At 73.7% G+C, this 20,992-nt stretch carries 15 protein-coding genes and 1 pseudogene; 1 reads left to right on the forward strand and 15 read right to left on the reverse strand.

Going from position 1 to position 20,992, the window contains the following annotated elements; all coding sequences use genetic code 11:
* Positions 1-11 precede the first annotated feature (11 nt).
* The 14 genes from ACFW01_RS30870 to ACFW01_RS30935 all read right to left on the reverse strand — a co-directional run bounded on the left by ACFW01_RS30870 (position 12) and on the right by ACFW01_RS30935 (position 19,729).
* Positions 12-1,811: an FHA domain-containing protein gene (locus tag ACFW01_RS30870; RefSeq protein WP_384509128.1), complete on the reverse strand. Its 1,800-nt coding sequence runs from the start codon at positions 1,809-1,811 to the stop codon at positions 12-14.
* Between the two features lie 47 nt (positions 1,812-1,858).
* On the reverse strand, positions 1,859-3,241 hold the full coding sequence (locus tag ACFW01_RS30875) for a VWA domain-containing protein (protein WP_234960295.1): 1,383 nt from the start codon (positions 3,239-3,241) through the stop codon (positions 1,859-1,861).
* A 117-nt stretch (positions 3,242-3,358) separates the two neighbouring features.
* Positions 3,359-4,768: a PP2C family serine/threonine-protein phosphatase gene (locus ACFW01_RS30880; RefSeq protein WP_384509131.1), complete on the reverse strand. Its 1,410-nt coding sequence runs from the start codon at positions 4,766-4,768 to the stop codon at positions 3,359-3,361.
* A gap of 3 nt (positions 4,769-4,771) precedes the next feature.
* Positions 4,772-7,483 carry a tetratricopeptide repeat protein gene (locus tag ACFW01_RS30885; RefSeq protein WP_384509134.1) on the reverse strand — a complete coding sequence of 904 codons (2,712 nt, stop codon included), beginning with the start codon at positions 7,481-7,483 and terminating at the stop codon, positions 4,772-4,774.
* A gap of 22 nt (positions 7,484-7,505) precedes the next feature.
* On the reverse strand, positions 7,506-8,840 hold the full coding sequence (locus ACFW01_RS30890; RefSeq protein WP_234960298.1) for a hypothetical protein: 1,335 nt from the start codon (positions 8,838-8,840) through the stop codon (positions 7,506-7,508).
* 54 nt (positions 8,841-8,894) lie between these two features.
* A complete protein-coding gene (locus ACFW01_RS30895) occupies positions 8,895-9,941 on the reverse strand; it encodes a glutamate ABC transporter substrate-binding protein (protein ID WP_234960358.1) in 1,047 nt (348 codons plus the stop codon).
* 67 nt (positions 9,942-10,008) lie between these two features.
* Positions 10,009-11,472 (reverse strand): hypothetical protein, encoded by a 1,464-nt coding sequence (locus ACFW01_RS30900; protein ID WP_384509138.1) that lies wholly within the window; start codon positions 11,470-11,472, stop codon positions 10,009-10,011.
* A gap of 178 nt (positions 11,473-11,650) precedes the next feature.
* A complete protein-coding gene (locus tag ACFW01_RS30905; protein ID WP_384509141.1) occupies positions 11,651-12,622 on the reverse strand; it encodes an N-acetylglucosamine kinase in 972 nt (323 codons plus the stop codon).
* The gene (locus ACFW01_RS30910; RefSeq protein WP_384509143.1) at positions 12,613-13,878 is read right to left on the reverse strand and encodes a 6-phospho-beta-glucosidase; all 1,266 of its coding nucleotides are present in this window, start codon (positions 13,876-13,878) and stop codon (positions 12,613-12,615) included. The genes ACFW01_RS30905 and ACFW01_RS30910 overlap by 10 nt, the downstream gene beginning before the upstream one ends.
* Before the next feature lie 7 nt (positions 13,879-13,885).
* Positions 13,886-14,779, reverse strand: a complete 894-nt coding sequence (locus ACFW01_RS30915; RefSeq protein ID WP_234960301.1) for a carbohydrate ABC transporter permease — start codon at positions 14,777-14,779, stop codon at positions 13,886-13,888.
* Positions 14,776-15,732 (reverse strand): carbohydrate ABC transporter permease, encoded by a 957-nt coding sequence (locus ACFW01_RS30920; RefSeq protein ID WP_234960302.1) that lies wholly within the window; start codon positions 15,730-15,732, stop codon positions 14,776-14,778. The genes ACFW01_RS30915 and ACFW01_RS30920 overlap by 4 nt, the downstream gene beginning before the upstream one ends.
* Positions 15,733-15,738: 6 nt before the next feature.
* Entirely contained in the window at positions 15,739-17,076 is a 1,338-nt protein-coding gene (locus ACFW01_RS30925) for an ABC transporter substrate-binding protein (RefSeq protein WP_384509148.1), read from the reverse strand.
* Positions 17,077-17,204: 128 nt separating this feature from the next.
* Entirely contained in the window at positions 17,205-18,416 is a 1,212-nt protein-coding gene (locus ACFW01_RS30930) for an ROK family transcriptional regulator (RefSeq protein ID WP_234960304.1), read from the reverse strand.
* Positions 18,417-18,628: 212 nt separating this feature from the next.
* Positions 18,629-19,729, reverse strand: a complete 1,101-nt coding sequence (locus ACFW01_RS30935) for a mechanosensitive ion channel family protein (protein ID WP_384509197.1) — start codon at positions 19,727-19,729, stop codon at positions 18,629-18,631.
* 313 nt (positions 19,730-20,042) lie between these two features.
* Between ACFW01_RS30935 and ACFW01_RS30940 the strand changes: the two genes are divergently transcribed.
* Complete coding sequence (locus ACFW01_RS30940; RefSeq protein ID WP_384509151.1) at positions 20,043-20,579, forward strand: HNH endonuclease; 537 nt, start codon at positions 20,043-20,045, stop codon at positions 20,577-20,579.
* Between the two features lie 36 nt (positions 20,580-20,615).
* Here ACFW01_RS30940 and ACFW01_RS30945 read toward each other — a convergent pair.
* Positions 20,616-20,909, reverse strand: a pseudogene (locus ACFW01_RS30945) (Uma2 family endonuclease); the annotation flags it as partial.
* Positions 20,910-20,992: the final 83 nt, after the last annotated feature.

Genomic DNA, 20,992 nt, shown 5'->3' on the forward strand with positions numbered 1-20,992 from the left:
GCCCGCCCGCGTCAGCCCCGGCGGATCGTGATCGTCGTCCAGGCACCGACGTGCACCCGGTCGCCGTCCTGGAGCGGTACCGGCACGAAGGGCTGGATCGGCTCCTCGCCGCCGTTGACCGTCGTGCCGTTGGTCGAGTTCTGGTCGACGACCGCCCAGCTGCCGTCCGGCTGCTGCACCAGCACCGCGTGCTGGTGCGAGACGCCCGGGTCCTCCGGCGGTACCGCCAGATCGATGTCCGGGGTGTCACCGGTGGAGTGCCGGCGGCGCCCGATGGTGATCTGGTTGCCGGTGAGCGTGCGCTGCTGCTCGGGCGAGTACGCGGGCAGGTTCAGGCCCGCGGCCTCGGGGCCCGAGCGGTGCATCATCGCCATGAAGTAGTCGCGGTCCGGGCCGATGGTCGCCGACCAGGTCGCCGGCTGCTGCGGGAAGCCCTGGCCGGGCGGGGGCTGGGTGGCCCCCGTCTGCGGGTAGCCGTAGCCGCCCTGCGGTCCGCCCGGTCCGCCGGGGCCGGTGGGCGACGGCGGTGCCTGGGTGGCTCCCGTCTGCGGGAAGCCGTAGCCGCCCTGCGGAGCACCCGGGCCGCCGGGACCGGTCGAGGACGGCGGGGAGAGCACCCAGTCGTCGTCACCGCCGCCGAAGCCCTGGCCGGGCGCGGGCGGGGTCTGCGTGGCACCGGCCTGCGGGTGGCCGTAGCCGCCCTGCGGGCCACCCGGCCCGCCGGGACCGGAGGGAACGGGCCCGGGCGGCGGCGGAACCGGCCGCGACGGGTCACCGCCGAACGGGGGCGGGGCCGGGGGGCCGGAGGGGGCGTTCTGGCCACTGGGGCCACTGGGGCCACTGGGGCCACTGGGGCCACTGGGGCCACCGGGGCCACCGGGGCCGTTGGGACCACCGGGGCCGCCGGGGTGACCGGGGCCGTTGGGCCCGCCGGGCCCGCCGAATCCACCGGGGCCGCCGGGACCATGAGGACCGTTGGGGCCGCCCTGGCCACCGAAACCGCCGGGGCCATTGGGGCCGCCCTGGCTTCCGAAACCACCGGGACCGTTTTGCTCGCCGGGACCATCGGAGCGACCCGGACCACCCGGATGACCCGGACCACCGGGCCCACCGGGACCACCAGGGCCGAACGGGCCCGAGGGGCTGTTCGGCCCGCCGGGACCACCGCTGGGCCCGCCAGGGCCACCGCCGGGACCGCCAGGGCCACCGGGGCCGAACGGGCCCGAGGGGCTGTTCGGCCCGCCGGGACCACCGCCAGGGCCACCGCCGGGCCCGCCTGGACCACCGCCCGGCCCGCCAGGCCCACCGGGACCGCCAGGCCCGCCGGAACCGCCACCCGGTCCGCCCGGGCCACCGCGCCCCGACGGGTCGCCGCCGAAGGGCGGGCCCGGCGGGATCGGCTCGGCGGGGCGGTTCATCTGGGACGGGCGTGAGCCCTGGTAGCCGTACGCGTCACCGCCGCCGTACGAGGGACCCCCCGGCGGCTGCTGGAAGGGCGCCGGGCCGCCGGAGGCCGGCGGGCGCGGGGCGGCCGGGGTGTACGAGGTGGCCGTGTTGGTGAGGAAGTTCCACCGGCACTCCTCGCAGAAGGGCGCACCGCCCTCCCGGGGCGTACGGCACTGGGGGCACAGCTGCGGCTCGCCGCCGGGACCGCCGGGACCACCGCCCGGACCGCCGGGCGGCGGGAAGCCGTAGCCGCCGCCGGGGGGCGGTGGCGGCGGAGGGGGCGGCACGGCACCGGCCATGCGGTGACCGCAGACCTCGCACCAGTCGTCGGAACCCGACTGGTGTCCGTTCGGGCAGGTCGGCATGTCGGGGCTTCCCTCTCTTGCGGGCGTGTCGCGCGGATGGTCCTGCGTCACTTCTTCACACGAACGGTCTTGGTCGACCGGGTCTCGAGAGTCATCTCGTCGGCCTCCTCCACCTTCGCTTTCAGTCGCACAGTACCCGCCGCCGCGTCCACCACGTCCACCACCTTCGCAAGCAGTTTCGCCGTATCGCCGTTTCCGGATACCCCCGCGAGCTGAACCGCGCGGCCCAGTTTGGCCGTTGCTCCGTCGATGTCGCCCGCTTTGCGCAGATCCAGCCCCTGCTGGATGACTTGGGCCAGTTCGGCCTGCCCGGTGTAGTGGGCGACCTGCGGGTTGATGGACGTGGAGGCGGTCATGTCGTCCGTCCACACGGCCCGTACGAGACCCTGCGCGCCAAGGCTCTGCACCGTGCCTCCCCCACTCTCGGCTTCGCTCGAGCGGGAGGTGCCCCCAGGCTCCGGGATGACCAGCGAGACGCGGGCGGCCAGCATCTCCCGGCCCAGCTCGGCGGCCGGTACCCGCACACAGACGTGGTAGTCGCGGGACTCGTCGCCCCAGGAACCGGTGGGGTAGTCCCCGGCCCGCGGCCCCGCCTCGGAGCGGCGGCCGGTCAGCTCCTCGACGGTGGGCGCGACCTGCTTGACGAACTGCACGGTGGTGCCGACCGGGGTCCACAGGCGCAGCGCGACGTCCGCGACCTCCTTGCCCATGGCCGTCTCCATCATCTGCGTGAAGTCGGCGGCCAGGCCCGCAGGATCGGCGACGATGTCGGCCGTTCCGAGCAGCGCGGAGGCGATCCCTGTGACTTCTTTCACTTCCCAGTCGGTGCCCACGCCGCGTGCGTCACAGGTGAACCGCCCGGCGCAGGCGTCGAGAGCCGCCCTGAGGTCCTCCGGCGACTCGTGCTCGTTGCGGCCGTCGGTGAGCAGGATGGCGTGCCGGATGGCGACGTCCGCGGTGGCCAGCAGCCGGTCGGCCAGCCGCAGCCAGGTGCCGATGGCGGTGCCGCCGCCCGCGCCGAGCTTGCGCAGGGCCTGCTTGGCCTGCGCCCGGGTGGCCGCGCCGGCCACCGCGAGACGGCCGCCGCCGGGATAGACCTCCTTGGCCACGTGGGTGCCGCCGACCACCGTGAAGTGCACGCCGTCGCGCAGGGTGTCGATCGCGGCGGCCGTCGCGTCACGGGCGTTGCGCATCTTGGTCGGCGGGTAGTCCATCGAGCCCGAGCAGTCGACCAGCAACGCCACGGCCGCCGACGGGCCCTGGCCCGGCGAGTACAGGTGGGGCGCGGCGACCGCGCTCCCGACCGTGCCGCCACCGGTCGCGGTGACCGTCACGATGGCGTTGACCTCTTGGCCGCCCTCGGGCAGGTACTCGTTCTGGTAGACGTCCACCGCGAACTGCGGCACGTTCGACTTCGAGAAATTGGCCATGCCGGATCGCATCCCCCTCTACGTCCCCACGGAGGTGGGGCCTTGGCTGCCGGCGCGGACCGCCCCCTGCGGCCCGCGAGGCCACCCCGCGCGCGTACCCCTACCCGTACGGGGGCCTCAGGCCGATCCTGCCCCCTGCGGCACGGCCGGGAACGGCACGAGGGCCACTGTTACGTTGTCGTGGCCCCCGCCGTCCAGGGCGTGGCCGACCAGGACGCGGGCGCCGTGCAGCGGGCGGGCGGCGGCGTCGAGGGGCATGGCGTCGGCCATCTCCTCGGCGGACTCGGCGTAGTTCCACAGGCCGTCCGTGCAGACCACGACCACGCCGGGGCGGTCCGGCTTGAAGGACGCGGTGTGCGGCTCCAGTTCGTAGGCGTCGGCGCCCAGCCAGCCGGTGATCGCGTGGGCGCGTTCGTCGGCGTAGGCCTCGGCCTCGTTCATCAGACCGGCGGCGACCATCTGCGCGGCCCACGAGTCGTCCTCGGTGAGCCGGGCGGGCGGGGTGGCGCGGTCGGCCGGCACCCAGTAGACGCGGCTGTCGCCGACCCAGCCGACGACCAGCAGGCCGGCGGTGACCACGGCGCCGACCAGGGTGCAGGCGGGCGCGTTCTGGTGCGGGCCCTGCTCGCGGGCGGTGGCGGGCTCGTCGGCCAGCGCGTTGACGGCGTGCGAGGCGGCGAGGATGGCGTCGTGCATGGCCTGCTGCGGGTGAGTGCCGCGCGGCAGGGCGGTCAGCAGCAGCTCGCCGGCCGCGCGGGACGCGGCGAGCGAGGCGTCGTCGGGGCGGGTCGCGGAGGACACGCCGTCGCAGACGATCGCGACGCTGGCGGGGGCGCCGTCGGGCAGGGCGGTGCAGCCCACCGAGAAGGCGTCCTCGTTGCGGTGGTGGCGCAGGCCGCGGTCGCTGACCGCCGCGACGGGGCCCGACTCCTGCTCCATGTGGTCGCGTTCGCGGGGCTGGGCGTGCCCGCAGTTCTCGCAGTAGCCGTCGTCGTCGACGCGGCCCGCGCGGCAGGCCACGCACACCTTGTCACCGGCGGCCGGAGCCGCGGCCGGAGCCGCCGCCGGGGCGGCGGGCGCGGCCGGTTCGGTTCCCTGCTCGGCGTGCGGCGCCGCTGAGGCGGTCAGCCGCGGGTCGGGCGCCTGCAACGGGTACTCCTCGGGTTCGCGGGGCCGGTCGAAGCGCACACCGGGCGCGGGCGGCGCCGACGGGGCCGGTGGGGCCGCCGGGGGCGGCGGCAGCGGGGAGCCGCCCGAGTCGGTGCCCGGCAGTTCGGCGGCCGCGTGCACGGGGACGGGACGGCCGTGGCCGTCCGAGTCCCGGGCCGCGGGCCAGTCCACGCCGTCCGGCGCGGGCGCCGGGGCGGGCACCGCGCCGCCGACGGCGACGGTCGGGTGGTCATCGGGCCGCGGGGGCACGGCGGACAGGTCGTATCCGCACGCACCGCAGAAACGGTCACCCGGCTCGAGGGGTTCCTCGCAGCTCGGGCACTTGGACACAGCGGCCTGCTGGGGCATCTGCGACATCAACTACACCCACGTCCGGGGGCGGTAACGATTTGCACGTTCCACCAGGTCGATCCTCTCCTCGCCGTCCCGCGCCAGCCGGGCCAGCGTGCGGTACGAACGCTCCAGGCCGAAGCGCAGGCCGCGTTCGTCCAGGGCGCTGCCGAGCAGCGTCCGTCCTCCGGCGGCGGGAGGGACGGAACCCCGACCTCCGGAGAGTACCCAGTCCAGCGCGCAACCGAGGACCTCGGCCGACAACTGCTCGCGCCGCGCCGGATCCAGACCGTACACGTCCAGCGCCTCGACCTGCCGGGCGGCGGCCGTCAGGTCGTCCAGGAAGGCCACGTCGCCGGCGCCCGCCGTACGCCGCCGCAGCCGGGCCCGGACGGCCGCGACCCGCGCGGCCGTGCAGTGCACCGACGACTCCGGCACCGACTCCAGCGTCCGTACGGCACCGGTCCGGTCGCCGCCGGCCAGCTGCACCCGGGCCAGGCCGAACGCGGCGCTCACATGGCTCGGGTCGGTCGACCACACCAGGCGGTAGTACTCGGCGGCGTTGTCGAGCTGTCCCAGTACCTCCGCGCACAGGCCGAGCGCCAGCTTGGGCGCGGTCTCGCCGGGGAAGGCGTCGTAGACGGCGTCGAAGGCCAGCGCGGCGTCCTCGTGCCCGCCGGTCACCAGTGCGGCAAGGCCGCGGTACCAGACCACCCGCCAGTCGTCGGGCCGTTCGCCCTCCAGCGTCTCCAGGGCCGTCAGCGCGCCGGGCGCGTCGCCGTTCTCCAGCCGGGCCCTGACCTGCCGCAGCCGCGTCTCGGTCGACGGCGCCGGGGCGGCGGCCAGCGCCGTCAGCAGCTCGCCCGGCGCGGACGCCATGAGCCCGGCCAGGAAGCCCGCGTTGGGGTCGCCCGCGTCGACCCGGGGGACCGGCAGGGCGAGGGACGCGGTGGGTGCGTCGGCGTCCTTGACCAGCCCGGAGGTGCCGCCGTCGAGCCCGCCGACCGCGCTCACCGCGCCCGGCAGCGACGCGCTCGCGCCACCGCCGGCGGCCGACCCCGTCGCGCTACCCGTACCGGCGCCCGGCGTGGTGCCCGCGACCGTCCCGCCCGGCGCTCCCACCGCCGGCCCCGTACCGCCCGGCAGCGCGGGCGCGGACCCCGTACCGCCCGGCAGGGACACACCCGCGCCGGTGCCGCGCCCTCGCGCGCGGACCGTCGTCCGGGTGCCCAGGCGCGACACCTCCCCGTCCAGCCGGGGGAACAGCTCCGTGTCCGTCACCCGGACCTCGGGCCCGAAGAGCGTGGAGAGCGCGGGCCGGGCCCGCCCGGTCTGCAGCGAGACCACCTCGCGCAGCACACCGGTCAGCTGCTCCGCCATCTCCTGCGCGGAGGCGAACCTGCGGGCCGGGTCCGGATCGGTGGCGCGCACCAGCAGCCGGTAGAAGGACTCGTACTGCCGGAACACCTCGATGGTGTCGGGGTCGGGCAGCGAGTCGGCGTAGACGGTGGTGTACCCCTGGAAGTCGAACGTCAGCACGGCCAGGGTGCGCCCCACGGTGTACAGGTCGGAGGCGACCGACGGGCCCACGTCGGCCACCTCCGGCGCCTGGTACCCCACCGTCCCGTAGATCGCCGACTCGTCGTCGTCCATGCGGCGGACCGCGCCCATGTCGATGAGCTTGAGCTGGTCCTCGGTCTGGATGGCGTTGTCGACCTTGAAGTCGCAGTACAGCAGCTTGCGGCTGTGCAGGTGGCCGAGCGCCTCCAGTGCCTCGATGCCGTACGCGCAGGCCTGCTCCACCGGCAGCGGGTCGCGTCTGCCCGCCGGGGTGCGGCGGGCGTTGGCGATCTCCTTGAGCGACTTGCCGCCCACGTACTCCATGACGATGTAGCCGTCGAGGGAGCCGGTGCGCTGGTCGAGGTGCTCGACGAAGTTGTAGATCCGCACGATGTTGGCGTGCTCGATCTCGGCGAGGAACCGCCGTTCGGAGATCGCCGCCGCCATCGCGTCCTGGTCGCCGGTGTCCAGCAGGCCCTTGAGGACCACCCAGCGGTCGGAGACGGCCTTGTCGACGGCGAGGTAGATCCAGCCGAGACCGCCGTGCGCGAGGCAGCCCACCACCTCGTACTGGCCGTGCACGACGTCGCCGGTCTTCAGCTTGGGCACGAACGAGTACGGGTGGCCGCACTTGGTGCAGAAGCCCTCCGTGCGGCCCGGCCGCTCCCCGCGGGACCGCCCGACCGGCCCCCCGCAGTCCGAGCGCGAGCAGAACCGCTTCCGCTCCGGCACCTCCGGACGCTCCATGACCATCTCGCGCGGGTCGGGCCGCGGGACCGCCGGGACCTCGACGAGTCCGGCGCCCAGGCGCCCCCGCGCGGTGGAGCCGGCGCCCGAACCGGAGCTGCGCACCGACACCGAACGCCCCGTGGCCCGTCCCGACACAGCCCGGGAGAGCCGCCCCGACACCGAGCGCCGGGACCTCGACGAGCGGGACGAGCGCGACGACTGCGACGACGTACGCGAACTGCCGGCGCCGGCGCTCGAACCGGCGCTGCCCGCCGAACCGCGCGAGCCCCGGCCGCCGCCTCCGGTGACGCCCGTCGGGGTGGAGCCGACCATGCCGTTCGACGCGACGACCGGCGCGAGGCCGCAGGTGTCGCAGTACAGTTCGCCGCCGCCCATGTCCTCGTAGGTCCCGCCGCAGCCGGGACGCTGACACGCCCGCCCTGCCTCACTCATGACGCTGCCTCCCCCTCGTCGCTCATACGCCGGGCCCCGTCCGGTCCACCGGCCCGCCCTGCCCGGGCACGCGCCGCGGGGAGCCCAGCGTCTCGGCCGCCGCGTGCTGGTAGCGCAGCACGGCCTGCTCGGCGACGCGCAGGTCGCAGGGCGCGCTCCACAGCATGCGGCGCGCCTTCTCGTACTTCTCCGCCAGCTCCGGGTCCTCGGCGAAGCCGAGGCGGGCCACCTTGGCCTTGTAGGCGTCGAGCCGGCCGCGCAGCTCGGCGCGGACCGCCAGCGGGGCGGTGACCGCGGTCAACGACTCGCGAGCGCGCAGCAGTTCGTCCTCCGCCTTCTCCTCCAGGGACTCCAGGAGCGGGGACAGCCGGTGCCACTGCGCGTGCCTGCGGTACTCGGCGGCCGCCGCCAGCTGCTCCTGGAGCACGATCGGCGGTCCGCCGACCACCGGCACCTCCGTCGCGGCGATCTTCGCCAGTACCTCGCCGCGCGCGGTGCGCGCCTCGGCGAGCGTGCGGTCCGCGCGGGAGAGCACGTCCCGCAGCCGCACGATGCGCTGCTCGGCGTCCTGGCGGACGGCCAGTACGGCGTCGATCTCGCGGCGCACCTCCTCCAGGGCGCGCGCCTCACGGTCGTACACCGTCGTGTCGGGCCGGCCGCCGCCGGGCGCCGAACTGCCCTCGGTGGGCAGCCAGAAGGCCAGCGGGTCGGACACCACCCGCTCGCGCAGCCGCGTCAGGGTGCGGGTGATCCGCTCCAGGTCGTCGCCGGACGGGTGCTCGCCCGGGCGCACGCCCACGGAGTGCGCGAGCTTGCGGGTGCGCTGGAGCTCGGCGGCGAGTAAATCGATCCGGGCGGGCAGCGCCGACCACACCGCGTCGGCGGCGACCACCATGTCCAGGGACGTCGCGTACAGCTGGTTCATCCGCTCCACCAGCGTCGCCAGGGAATAGCGCTCGCTGAGCCGTCCGGGACCGCCGTCCGGGGCGGGCGCCTGGGCGAGGGCCGCCGCACTGCCCGCCACGGTGACGGCCTCGCCGCGCAGCAGCTCCGTCAGCTCCGCCAGGTCCTCGCGGCTGGACCAGCGGCGCCGGGAGCGGATCTCCCGGGCGGTGCGCAGCGCGCCGGTGTAGGCGTCGAAGTAGGACCACAGCAGCGTGATCGACGCCTCCGCGGCACTCCAGCGCTCGACGGTGACGCCGGTCAGCTCGGCGCCTTCGAGGAGCCTGCGGCCCGCGTGGTCCTGGAGGGCGAGCAGCGAGGTCTCGACCGCCTCGTGCTCCGCGCCGAGCCGCGCCAGCGCACGGTCCACCTCGTCCCGGTCCATCACCGGCCCGGTGGGTCCCGTGTCGCCCATCGATCACCCTTCGCCGTCGCGGACTTGTGCTCTTTGCCTGTGTACGGAGGCCGTTCAGCTCTTGCGCAGGTACTCCGGGGCCGGCGGCTCCGACTGCGCCGGGTCGTCGCCCATGGTCGGGGACAGCCACTCGTCGTACGAGTTCTGCCATCCGTCGCTCCGGTCGGCGCGCCACTCCTCCAGGATCCGGTTGACCCGGCGTACCAGATCGTCGGCGTCCTTCTTCATCGCCACGCCGTAGTACTCCGTGGTGAAGGGGTCGCCCTTCAGCTGCACCGTCGGGTCCTGCGCGGCCTGGCTCGCGGCGAGCGCACCGTCGGTGACCACCGCGTCGACCTCGCCGAGCTGGAGCCGCACCAGGCAGTCGAGTTGGTTGGGCACGGTGGTGCCGAGGTCGGCGTCGGCGGCGAGCCGGCCGTCCTTCTGGTCCTGCTCCAGTGTGCTCAGCGCGGTGGAACCGGCCGCCGTGCAGATGCTCTTGCCGGCCAGCGTGCCGTCGTACCCGGTGATCGGGGACGACTTGGGGGCGAGCAGCTGCTGGCCGGTGCGGAAGTAGGGGGCGGAGAAGGCGACCTTCTCCAGGCGGGCGCAGTTGATGGTCATGGTGCGGACCACCATGTCGACCCGGCCGTCCTGGATCGCCGGCTCGCGCTGGTTGGTGGGTATGGCCTTGAACTGCACGGCGTCCGCGTCGCCGAGGATGTCCTCCGCTATGCGGTGCGCCAGGTCGATGTCGAAGCCCTCCAGCTCGGCACCGCCGCCGCTGTTCGGGTCGCGGTAGCCCCAGCGGTAGCTGTTCTGGTCGACGCCGACGATCAGCTTGCGCTTCTCGCCCTCGCGGCTTCGGATCTCGTCGATGGTGGGGCCGTCGGCCCCGGACGGGGCGAGGGTCTGCTTCTCCGGGTCCGGGCACTCCTGAGCGGCCCGGGCCTGGCCGCCGTGGGCGAGGCCGTGGCCGTCGTCGTCGGCGACGCCGCCCTCGCTGTGCGAGCGGACCAACGGCAGGAGCAGGGCGAACAGCACCGCGAGGGCGCAGGCGAAGGCCATCGCGCCCACCCCGCCCCAGCCCTTCAGCCCGGATCGCAATCGTCGCGCACGCATCATCACGCCCCCTGCGCCTCCTTCCAAGGGTGCTCCTTCCCACCGGCCGCCGGCCGCGCGCGCCGCCTCACCGGTACTCCGACAGCCTGCGCCCGATGCCCAGCAGCGCGCCGGCCGCGCCCAGTCCCGCCAGTATCCCCGCACCCTCGGGCAGGAGGGTCATCGCGTCCAGGCCGTCGCCGGCCGACCGCTCGAACTCGTCCTTCTCGTGCGCGAGCGCGGCGGCCAGCGAGTCGTCCACGCCGTCGAAGCACTCGACGGTGGCGCCCTCGCCGCCTATCACCAGGTCCAGTGCCTGCTGGTAGTTGCCGTAGTCGTCCTGCTCGCGGGCCGAGGCGTGGCGCTTCTTCCACTCCGTCATGCTGCCGTTCGCCGCGTCCACGGGGGACTCGCCCGCCTTGTCGTCGGCGAGCCTTCCCGCCTCGGCGAGCGCCTTGCCGAGGGCGTCCATGTTCTTCCCGAAGGCCAGGTCGTAGGAGTCGTACGTCTTCTCGCCCACCTTGGTGGTCTCCGCGCCGCGGGACACCAGCGTGAGGTTCTCGTTGCCGCGGGCCTTGAGGGAGGCGATGCGGGCGTCGTTGAGCGCGTTCAGCGAGCGGACGCCGTGCTCGTAGGAGTCGGTCAGGTGGGACCGGGCGACGCTGTGGCCGACGACCAGCCAGAGCATGACGATCGTGGCGGTGGCGGTGGCGGCGACCAGTCCGTGGTTGAGGACCCGGTTGGTGCGCCGGTAGGTGCGCTGCTGCGCCCAGGCCAGCGCGGCGAGCACGACGACGCCGAGGGCGATCGCGGCCCAGGGGTAGGGCTTGGCGTCGCCGTAGTCGGCGCTCAGCCGCCCGTTCTCCGTCTTGTAGAGGTCCTCCGCCGCGGGGAGCATCTCCTTCTGCATCTTCTCGTTGGCGTAGCGCAGGTAGGCGCCGCCGACCGGGAAGCCCTGCCGGTTGTAGGTGCGGGCGCGCTCGACCAGGCCCTTGTACTCGGGCAGCAGCCGGTTCAGCCGCGCGATGGTCTTCGCGGCCGGCGAGTCGGGGTCGGAGTTGGCGGCGGCGGTGACGAGCCCTTCGGCGGCGGCGCTGATGCCGTTGTCGTACCGGTCGCGGGAGTCCTTCGTCCCCTGGCCGCCGGCGAGGAAGCCGCTGGACGCCGCCGTGTTGGCCTCGGCCAGGGAGCGGTAGATGCCGGCGGCGGCGGAGCTGAGGGGCTGGCTGCGGGTCAGCACGTCGTCGGCCGCGGTGGACCGGTCGTTCGTCTGCCAGGCGGTGACGGCGCCGAAGGCGACGACCAGCGCGGCGAGCAGCGCGCCGATGATGCGCAGCCGCCCGGGTTCGGTGACCGCCGCCGCGCGCAGCCGGTCGACGCCCTCGGCGAAGGCGGTGCGCCGGGGCGGGGCGGGCGGCTGCGGGGGAGCCGCGGGTGCGCCGCCGGAGGGGCCCTGTTCGGGCGCCGGAGGGCCGGACTGCGGCGGCACGGCGGGCGGCGCGGGCACGCCCGGGCCCTGCGGTGCCGCGCTGCCCTTCGGCGGTCGAGTCACTCCTGACCTCCCCCATGGTCATCCGTCGCCGCAAGTATCGCTGCCCGCACCGACATTCGCACCGGCCTTCACCCGATCCGGATTCGATCAGGGTGCAACGCACCGCCCCTGCCCATGAATACGCCGGCGGAACCGGTTCGGTTCCCCGACCCGGTCCCGCCGGCCGCCCGGCGCGGTGTCAGGCCGCGAACCGCTCCCGCACCCGCGCACGGGCCCCGGCCGCCGCGCCCACCCGGTCCAGACCCAGCAGCGCCGCGCCCAGCACCGGCCGCGCGGTCACCACCGTGGGGACGGCCTTGGGGGCGCGAGCCGCCAGCAGCTCCCGTATCCGGTCGTCGAGCTGCGGATGGCGCGCCGCCAGGACGCTGCCGCCGAGCAGGACCGGCGCCGGTTCGGACAGCAGGTCCAGACGGGTCAGCGCGACCGTCGCCATCGCCACCACCTCGTCGGCCTGCCGGTCCACGACCGACCGTGCGAGCGGGTCGCCGGCCGCCGCCGTGGCGAAGAGCACGGGGGTCAGTTCATGGCGCCGGGCGGGCTCGACGTGCCGCAGGTGCAGCGCCTCGATGAGGGCGTACATCGAGTCGAGCCCGAAGTGCGCCGGCAGGGTCCGGGCCAGTTCGGTGGGTCCGCCCCGGCCGTCCTCCGCGCGTGCCGCGTGCCACAGCGCCTCCTCGGCCAGCCCCCAGCCGCCGCCCCAGTCGCCGGACAGGCGCCCGATGGCGGGGAAGCGGGCGGTGCGCCCGTCGGGGCGCATGCCGACGCAGTTGACGCCGGCCCCGCACACGACGGCGACGCCGAGCGGCTCGTCGACACCGGCCCGCAGGATCGCGAACGTGTCGTTGCGCACGTCGACCCGTGCGCCCCACGCGCGCGCGTGCAGCGCGGCGGCCAGCTGTTCCTCCTCCACGGGCAGGTCGGCGTTGGCCAGGCACGCCGACACGTGCTCGACGGAGCCGACCCCGGCCGCCGCGAAGGCCCGCGTCACCGCCTCCGCCAGGGTGTCCACGGCCCGTTCGACGCCCACCGCGGGCGGCCGGAAGGGGCCGCCGCGGGCCGTGGCCAGCACCTCCCCGTCCGCCGTCACCACGGCCACGTCGGTCTTGCTGTTGCCCGCGTCGACGGCGAGGACGCTCGCGGTCAGGCCCACGCCAGGTGCTCCCGGTTGTGTGCGATCAGCCGGTCGGTGAGCCGCTCGGCGTACCCGTACTGGCCGACCAGGGGGTGGGCGAGCAGCGCCCGGAAGACCCGCTCCCGGCCGCCGCGCAGGGCCGCCTCCAGCGCCAGGTCCTCGTACGCCGTCACGTTCGCCATCAGGCCCGCGTACAGCGGGTCCACGGCCGCCACCGGCAGCGGGGAGGCACCCTTGGCGCCCACCGCGGCCGGCACCTCGATCACGGCGTCGTCGGGCAGGAAGGGCAGCGTGCCCCGGTTGTACGTGTTGACCACCTGGTACGGGGAGCCGGCACCGCCGAGCAGGGCGGCGGCCAGGTCGACGGCGGCCTCCGAGTAGTAGGCGCCGCCGCGCTTGGCGAGCAGGGCGGGCTTCTCGTCCAGGGCCGGATCGCCGTACATCTCCAGCAGGTGCCGTTCCATCTCCGCCACCTCGGCGGCCCGCGAGGGCTTGGTGCGCAGTTCGTCCACGACCTCGTCGTGCGCGTAGTAGTAGCGCAGGTAGTAGGAGGGGACGACGCCGAGCCGGTCCAGGAGGGGGAGGGGCAGGCGCAGGTCGGCGGCGACCGCGTCCCCGTGCTCGGCGAGCAGCCGGGGCAGGACGTTCTCGCCCTCGGGGCCGCCGAGCCGGACGCCGGTCTCCCAGGTGAGGTGGTTGAGGCCCACGTGGTCGAGGTGGACGTCGGCGGGCACCACGCCGAGCAGCGCGGCGAACTTGCGCTGGAGCCCGATCGCCACGTTGCACAGGCCGACCGCCCGGTGTCCCGCCTGGAGCAGGGCCCGGGTCACGATGCCCACCGGGTTGGTGAAGTCGATGATCCAGGCGTCCGGGTTGGCCCGCCGGACCCGCTCGGCGATGTCCAGCACCACCGGCACGGTGCGCAGCGCCTTCGCCAGGCCGCCCGCGCCGGTCGTCTCCTGGCCGACGCAGCCGCACTCCAGCGGCCAGGTCTCGTCCTGCTCGCGGGCCGCCTGGCCGCCGACGCGCAACTGGAGCAGTACGGCGTCGGCGCCCTCCACGGCCGCGTCCAGGTCGGAGGTGGTGACGACCCGGCCGTCGTGGCCCTGCCGGGCGAGGATGCGGCGGGCGAGGCCGCCCACCAGCTCCAGCCGGTCCGCCGCCGGGTCGACGAGGACCAGCTCTTCGACCGGCAGGGTGTCCCGCAACCGGGCGAAGCCGTCGATCAGTTCGGGCGTGTAGGTCGAACCGCCGCCGACCACGGTGAGTTTCATGCAGTCATCAACCCTTTACTCCGGTCAGTGTGACGCCCTCGACGAACGCCTTCTGCGCGAAGAAGAACACGAGGATCACGGGGGCCATGACCAGCACGGTGGCGGCCATGGTGAGGTTCCAGTCGGTGTGGTGGGCGCCCTTGAAGGACTCCAGGCCGTAGGAGAGGGTCCAGGCGCCGGGGTTCTCGGAGGCGTAGATCTGCGGGCCGAAGTAGTCGTTCCAGGCGTAGAAGAACTGGAAGAGGGCCACCGCCGCGATGCCCGGTCTCGCCATCGGCAGGACGACCTTCAGCAGGGTGCGCAGTTCCCCGCAGCCGTCGACCTTGGCCGCGTCCAGGTACTCGTCCGGGATGGTCAGCAGGAACTGGCGCAGCAGGAAGATGGAGAACGCGTCGCCGAACGCCATCGGCACGATCAGCGGCCAGAGGGTGCCGGACAGGTCCAGCTGCTTCGCCCAGAACAGGTACATCGGGATGATGACCACCTGCGGGGGCAGCATCATCATCGAGATCACCAGCATCAGGGACAGGTGCCGGCCCCGGAAGCGGAACTTGGCCAGCGCGTAGGCCACGGGCACCGAGGACACGACGGTCAGGAGGGTGCCCAGACCGGCGTAGAGCAGGGTGTTCCGCCACCAGGTGAGGAAGCCGGGCGTGTCCAGGACCGTGCGGTAGTTGCCCCACTCCCAGGTGTGCGGCCACAGGTCCCGGGTGAGGGCCTGCTGGTCGCTCATCAGCGAGGTGAGCACCACGAAGACGAACGGCAGGGTGAAGAACAGGGCGGCGGCGACGCCCAGGGCGTGGACGCCGATCCACTCCAGCAGCACGCGTCGGCGGGCGGCACGCCGTTCGGTGGGGGCTGTCGTGCCGGCCACCACGGGCCGGTCCAGTACCCGGGTCATCGGTCACCTGCCTGGATCAGTCCGCCCCGGCGGCGCATCAGCAGCGCCGTGCACGCCATGGCCAGCGCGAACAGCACGAGGGCGACCACGCAGGCGGAGCCGTAGTCGAAGCGCTGGAAGCCGAGGTTGTAGACGAGCTGGGGGAGCGTGAGGGTCGACTTGTCCGGGTAGCCCGGCTCGAAGGACTGGCCGGAGCCGCCGATGATCCCGGAGGCGACCTTCCCCGCGACCAGCGGCTGCGTGTAGTACTGCATCGTCTGGATCACGCCGGTGACCACGGCGAACAGCACGATCGGCGAGATGTTCGGCAGCGTCACGAACCGGAATCGCTGCCACGCCGACGCCCCGTCCAGCTCCGCCGCCTCGTACTGCTCCTTCGGTACGTCGAGCAGCGCGGCCATGAAGATGACCATGAGGTCGCCCACGCCCCACAGCGCGAGCGCGGTCAGCGCCGGTTTGGACCAGGCGGCGTCCGTGAACCAGCCGGGCGCGGGGACCCCCAGGCCCTCCAGGACGGAGTTGACCGGTCCGGTGCCGGGGTTGAGGAGGAAGACGAAGGCCAGCGTCGCGGCGACCGGCGGGGCGAGGTAGGGGAGGTAGAAGAGGGTGCGGAAGGCTCCGGCCCCCGTCCTGATCTTCGTGATGAGCAGCCCGATCCCGAGCCCGAACACGACCCGGCAGGTCACCATCACCACGACCAGCCACAGGGTGTTGCGCAGGGCCGGCCAGAAGAGGGGGTAGTCCTGGAAGACGTAGACCCAGTTGTCCAGGCCCCGGAACTCCGGGACCCCGAAGCCGTCGTACCTCATCAGCGAGAAGTACACGGTGGACACCAGGGGATAGGCGAAGAAGACGCCGAACCCGACGAGCCACGGTGACATGAAGGCCGCCGTGCGCAGCGCCGAGCGGCGGCGCTTCGCACGCAGCGTGGGGGTGGCGGTCACGGATGTCATGGGCCGCTACTTCGTCTGCTCGATGTCGCGGTCGATCTGCTCGGCGGTCTTCTCCAGCCCGGCCTTGAGATCCCTCACCTTGCCCGACTCGTACTGGTACCCGAAGTCCTGGAGCGTCAGCTGGTACGTGGAGCCGTTGACGGAGGCCGGCGGGGAGTTCGACTCGGGGTGCTGGGCGATGTCCAGGAAGGTCTTGAACGCGGGGTCGGTCCTGAGGTCCGGGGACTTCAGCGCCGGGAACGTGGAGGGCACGTTGCGGATGGCGTTGGCGAAGGCGACGACGGCCCCGGTGTCGGTCGTCATGTACTTCACCAGCTCCCACGCGGCGTTCTTCTTCTCGCTCTGCGGCGCGATGCCCATGACGGTGCCGGAGAGGAACCCCTTGCCGTACTCGTCCACCTCGTCGTCGGCGACGGGCATCGGCGCGGTGCCGATCTCGAAGTCCACCCCGGCGTCCTTCGCCATGCCGAGCCGCCACTCGCCGTCGAGCTGCATCGCCACCTGGCCGGTGTGGAACGGGTGCTCGGCGCCCCACTCGTCGCCGAAGGTGTTGCGGTACTTCTCCAGCCTGGCGAAGCCGCCGAGGTCGTCGACGAGCTTCTTCTGGTACCTGAACATCTCCGCGAAGGCCGGGTCCTCGGCGACGCTCGACTTGCCGTCCTGGTCGAAGTAGGCGTGGTCCCACTGGGACATGTAATGGTCGACGACGGTCTCGTAGCCGTGGTAGTTCGGCATGAAGCCGAGCTGCTCGTAGCCGTCGCCCTTCGGCTTGGTCAGCTTCTTCGCCACCTCGGCGAACTCGGACCAGGTCTTGGGCGGGGCCTTGATGCCGGCCGCCGCGAAGGCGTCCTTGTCGTAGTAGAGGCCGTAGGCGTCGCCGAGCAGCGGCAGGGCGCAGCGCACGCCCTCGAACTGCGTGTAGTCCAGCATCGGCTTCGGGATGAGCGCGTCCAGGTCGAGCTTCGACTTCTCGATGAAGGGCTTCAGGTCGAGGAAGGCGCCCGAGGAGCAGAACTTGCCGATGTTGGAGGTGGTGAACGAGGACACCACGTCCGGCCCGTTCGAACCGCCCGCGCGCAGCGCCTGGTTGAGTTTGTCGTCGTTGATGTTGCCGACGACCTTCACCTTGATGTTGGGGTGCGCCTCCTCGAAGCGGTCGACGTTGGCCTGTACGGCCTTCACCTCGGCGGGCGCGCTCCAGCCGTGCCAGAAGGTGAGGGTGGTCCTGGCGTTCGGGTCGTCGGAGGCGCCGGATTCGGACTGGCCGGTACAGGCGGTGGCGAGCAGGGCGAGGGAGGCGGAGGCGGCGACCGCGAGGGCGGCCCTTCTGGATATTCCGGGCATGGCGAGGCTCCCTGGGGCAGGGCGTGGCGGGACGGGGGTGGTGGTGCGGGGTGGGGCGTGCCGTGCGGGGGTGGTGCCGTGCGAGCGTGGTGCCGTGCGGGGTGGGGGTGGTGCCGTGCGGGGGTGGCTCAGCGCGAGGTGTCGAAGACCTCGTCGCGGGTGGTCGCGAGGGCGCTCTCCAGCGCGCCGCGCAGTACGGGGTGGTCGGTCACGTCACCGACGACGAGCCGGGGCCGGGAGGCGGCCAGCTCCTCCAGCTCGTCCTGGACCAGGTCGCGCAGCACCTCGCCGCCGGCGGCGAGCGAGGTGCCGCTCAGGACCACCAGCTCGGGGTCGAGCACCGAGACGAGGGAGGCGAGCCCGGTGGCCAGGCGGGTGGCGTAGGTCTGGAGCAGCCGGCGGTGCGGTTCGTCGTCGGCCTCGGCGGCACGGGCGACGAGGGCGGCGGCGGCCTCGTAATACGGCCCCGGGGGGAGGCCGGTGAGTCCCAGCTCCCGGGCGAGCCCCGGCAGGGCCTGGGAGCCGGCGAGTTCCTGGAAGCCGCCGCTGCCGGTCCGGCTGACCTTGCGGACCAGCGGTGCGCCCGGCACCGGCAGGAAGCCGACCTCGCCCGCGCCGCCGGTCCAGCCGCGGTGCAGCCGGCCGCCGAGGACCAGGGCGGCGCCCAGGCCCTCCTGGTTCCACAGGAGCACGAAGTCCTCGTGGCCCCGGGCCGCTCCGAGGCGCTGCTCGGCCACGGCCGCGAGGTTCACGTCGTTCTCGTACTCGACCGGCATCGGCAGCGCGGCGGCGAGTTCGTCGAGGAGGGTGGGGGAGTGCCAGCCCGGCAGGTGGGAGGCGTAGCGCAGCCGCCCCGTGCCCGGGTCGAAGGCGCCCGGGGTGCCGATGACGAGGCGGTGGACGTCGGCCCGGGCGAGCCCGGCGGCCTTCACCGCGCCGTCGAGGGCGTCGGTGACCTGCTGGACGACCGGGGCGACGGGCCGCCGGCCCGGGGTCGGCAGTTCGAAGCGGCCGACGGTGCGCCCGGTGACGTCGGCGACCGCGGCCAGGACGCGGTCCGGGGTGACGTCGAGTCCGGCGGCGTACGCGGCGGCCGGGTTGACCTCGTAGAGCTGGGCGCCGGGACCCGGGCGGCCCTCGGTGGTGCCGCCGGCCAGTACCAGGCCCGCGGCCTCCAGGCGGGCCAGCAGCTGGGAGGCGGTCGGCTTGGACAGGCCGGTCAGCTTGCCGATCCGGGTCCGGGACAGCGGCCCGTGCTCCAGCAGGAGGTCCAGGGCGGCCCGGTCGTTCATGGCGCGCAGGACGCGCGGGGTGCCCGGCGTTCCGGCGGTTCCTGCCATACGTGTCCACACCTGCCTCTCGGCCGCTCAGCCTTTCAGCGGGGGACGGGTAAGTCCACTGCCCGCCCGCCTCATTGGCGGTGACTGTTAGGAAAGTTTCCTGTTGGCTGTGAAACGTAGGCCCGCCCAGGAGGGGGAGTCAAGAGACCGCCCCCGAGGCAACGCAGTCGTTACCTCGGGGGCGGTGTCACGGCGGGGAGGGGCCGGTCCCGCTACTTGGTGGTGCTCGGCGGAGGGATGGGGGACGCCGCGACGGACTGCGGCGACACCGTGCTCGCGTACGCCGACGGCGGCGCGACACCGGCCGCCGGGTCGGCGGCGGCCGGGGCGCCGTCCACCGGGGACGTGGCCCCGCCGGCGATCGCGATGCCGGCCTCGTCGAAGGCCCGCTTGATCCGCCAGCGCAGCTCACGCTCGACGGTGAGGGACTTGCCGGGCATGGTCTTCGCGGAGACCCGCACGACCATGGAGTCGAGCAGGACGGAATCCAGGCCGAGGACCTCGATGGGGCCCCAGAGCATCTCGTTCCAGGGTTCCTCCTTGCTCATCCGCTCGCCGACCGCGTCGAGGGTCTCCTTGACCTTGTCCAGGTTCTCGTCGGAGCGGACGGTCACGTCCACGCCGGCCGTGGACCAGCCCTGGGAGAGGTTGCCGATCCGCTTGACCTCGCCGTTGCGGACGTACCAGATCTCGCCGTCGACGCCGCGCAGCTTGGTCACCCGCAGTCCGACCTCTATGACCTCGCCGGAGGCCACGCCCGCGTCGATGCTGTCGCCGACGCCGTACTGGTCCTCCAGGATCATGAAGACGCCGGACAGGAAGTCGGTGACCAGGTTGCGGGCGCCGAAGCCGATCGCCACGCCCGCGACACCGGCCGAGGCCAGCAGCGGGGCGAGGTTGATCTGGAAGGTCCCGAGGATCATCAGCGCGGCGGTGCCGAGGACGAGGAAGCTGGCCACCGAGCGCATCACGGACCCGATGGCCTCCGAACGCTGCCGGCGCCGCTCGGCGTTGACCAGCAGGCTGCTCAGCGCGGTGCTGCCGCCCGTTCCGGTCCTGCGGTTCATCCGCTCTATCAGCTTGGTGATCGCCCGCCGCACCACCGCGCGCAGCACCGCCGCGATCACCAGGATCAGCAGCACCCGCAGTCCGATGGCCAGCCACGTCGACCAGTTCTCCTCGACCCAGCCCGCGGCGTTCGTCGCGTGCTCCTGGGCGTCCCGGAGCGAGGGCACGGGCGGCGTCGTCGACCCCGAGGGCGTCGGGGACGGCGACGGACCGGCGGCCGTCAGGACGGCGGCGGACAGGGACACGGGGGACACGGCGGATACCTCCAGGTGCGGCGGCCCGTACTCCGAGATCCGGTCCAAGGTCACGGAAAGGTCACCGGACGGGCAGATGCACCACACTAACGGGGCACCGGGCGCGGAACGGCCCGAAATGGGCGGGAGAGACGGTCCTCACCCGCGCCCGGACTGGTCACGCCCCCGGCGCGGCGCCCCGTGTGGTCGAAAACACTCCCAGCCCGTTACCGGGACATGGTGGCGCTTCGACCAGCCATGAGGGGACACTGAACCAGATCGTCCCGGCGCGAGCCACGCGCCGCCGACGCCCAAGGAGGCACCCGTGCCGCATGTCCTGGTCCTCAACGCGTCGTACGAGCCGCTCGGCGTCGTACCGCTCCGCCGCGCGCTCGTCCTCGTCCTCGAGAACAAGGCCGTATGCCTCGAGGAGTCCGGCGCCTACCTGCACAGCGCGACCGTCACCGCGCCCGCACCCAGCGTGGTCCGGCTCAAGCGGTTCGTGCGGGTGCCCTACCGGGGGCCCGTCCCGCTCACCCGCCGTGCCCTCTTCGCCCGCGACGGAGGCCGCTGCATGTACTGCGGCGCCGTCGCCACCAGCGTCGACCACGTCATCCCGCGCAGCCGCGGAGGGCTGCACGCCTGGGACAACGTGGTGGCCTCCTGCCGCCGCTGCAACCACGTCAAGGCCGACCGGCACCTGGGCGAGATCGGCTGGCGCCTGCACCACAAACCCGCCCCGCCCACCGGCCTGGCCTGGCGCATCATCGGCACGGGCCACCGGGACCCGCGCTGGCTGCCCTACTTGCAGCCGTACGGCGCGGAGGACGCCATGGCCCGGATCGACGGCATTTCCGCCTGACGGTCCGGGCCTTCGCACAGCCCGGTGCGGGGCCGCTCAGCGCGCCCAGTTCTTCAGCGGCTCGGTCTCCAGGGTGATCCCGACCGGCTCGGGCAGCGCGACCTCCTTGCCGAAGGGCAGGGTCTGCACGGTCTCGTACCGCCCGCCGTCCGGCCGGCTGTGCACCTTGACCTCGCAGGTGTCCCGGTCGACCAGGAGGTACACCGGGATACCGGTCTCGGCGTACGCCAGGGGCTTCTCGACGCGGTCGCGCCGGTCGGTGTCGGAGTCGTACGTGGTGACTTCCACGACCATGAGGACCGGGGCGGGGTCGGCCCACTCGCCGGTGCCCGGCGTCCCGGTCCGGACGGGAGCGGACGGGAGCGGGTTCCGACTGCCACTCATCAGCCATGATGGCGAGCGCGGCGACCGCC

Source organism: Streptomyces sp. NPDC058985, assembly GCF_042740985.1.
GTDB lineage: Bacteria > Actinomycetota > Actinomycetes > Streptomycetales > Streptomycetaceae > Streptomyces.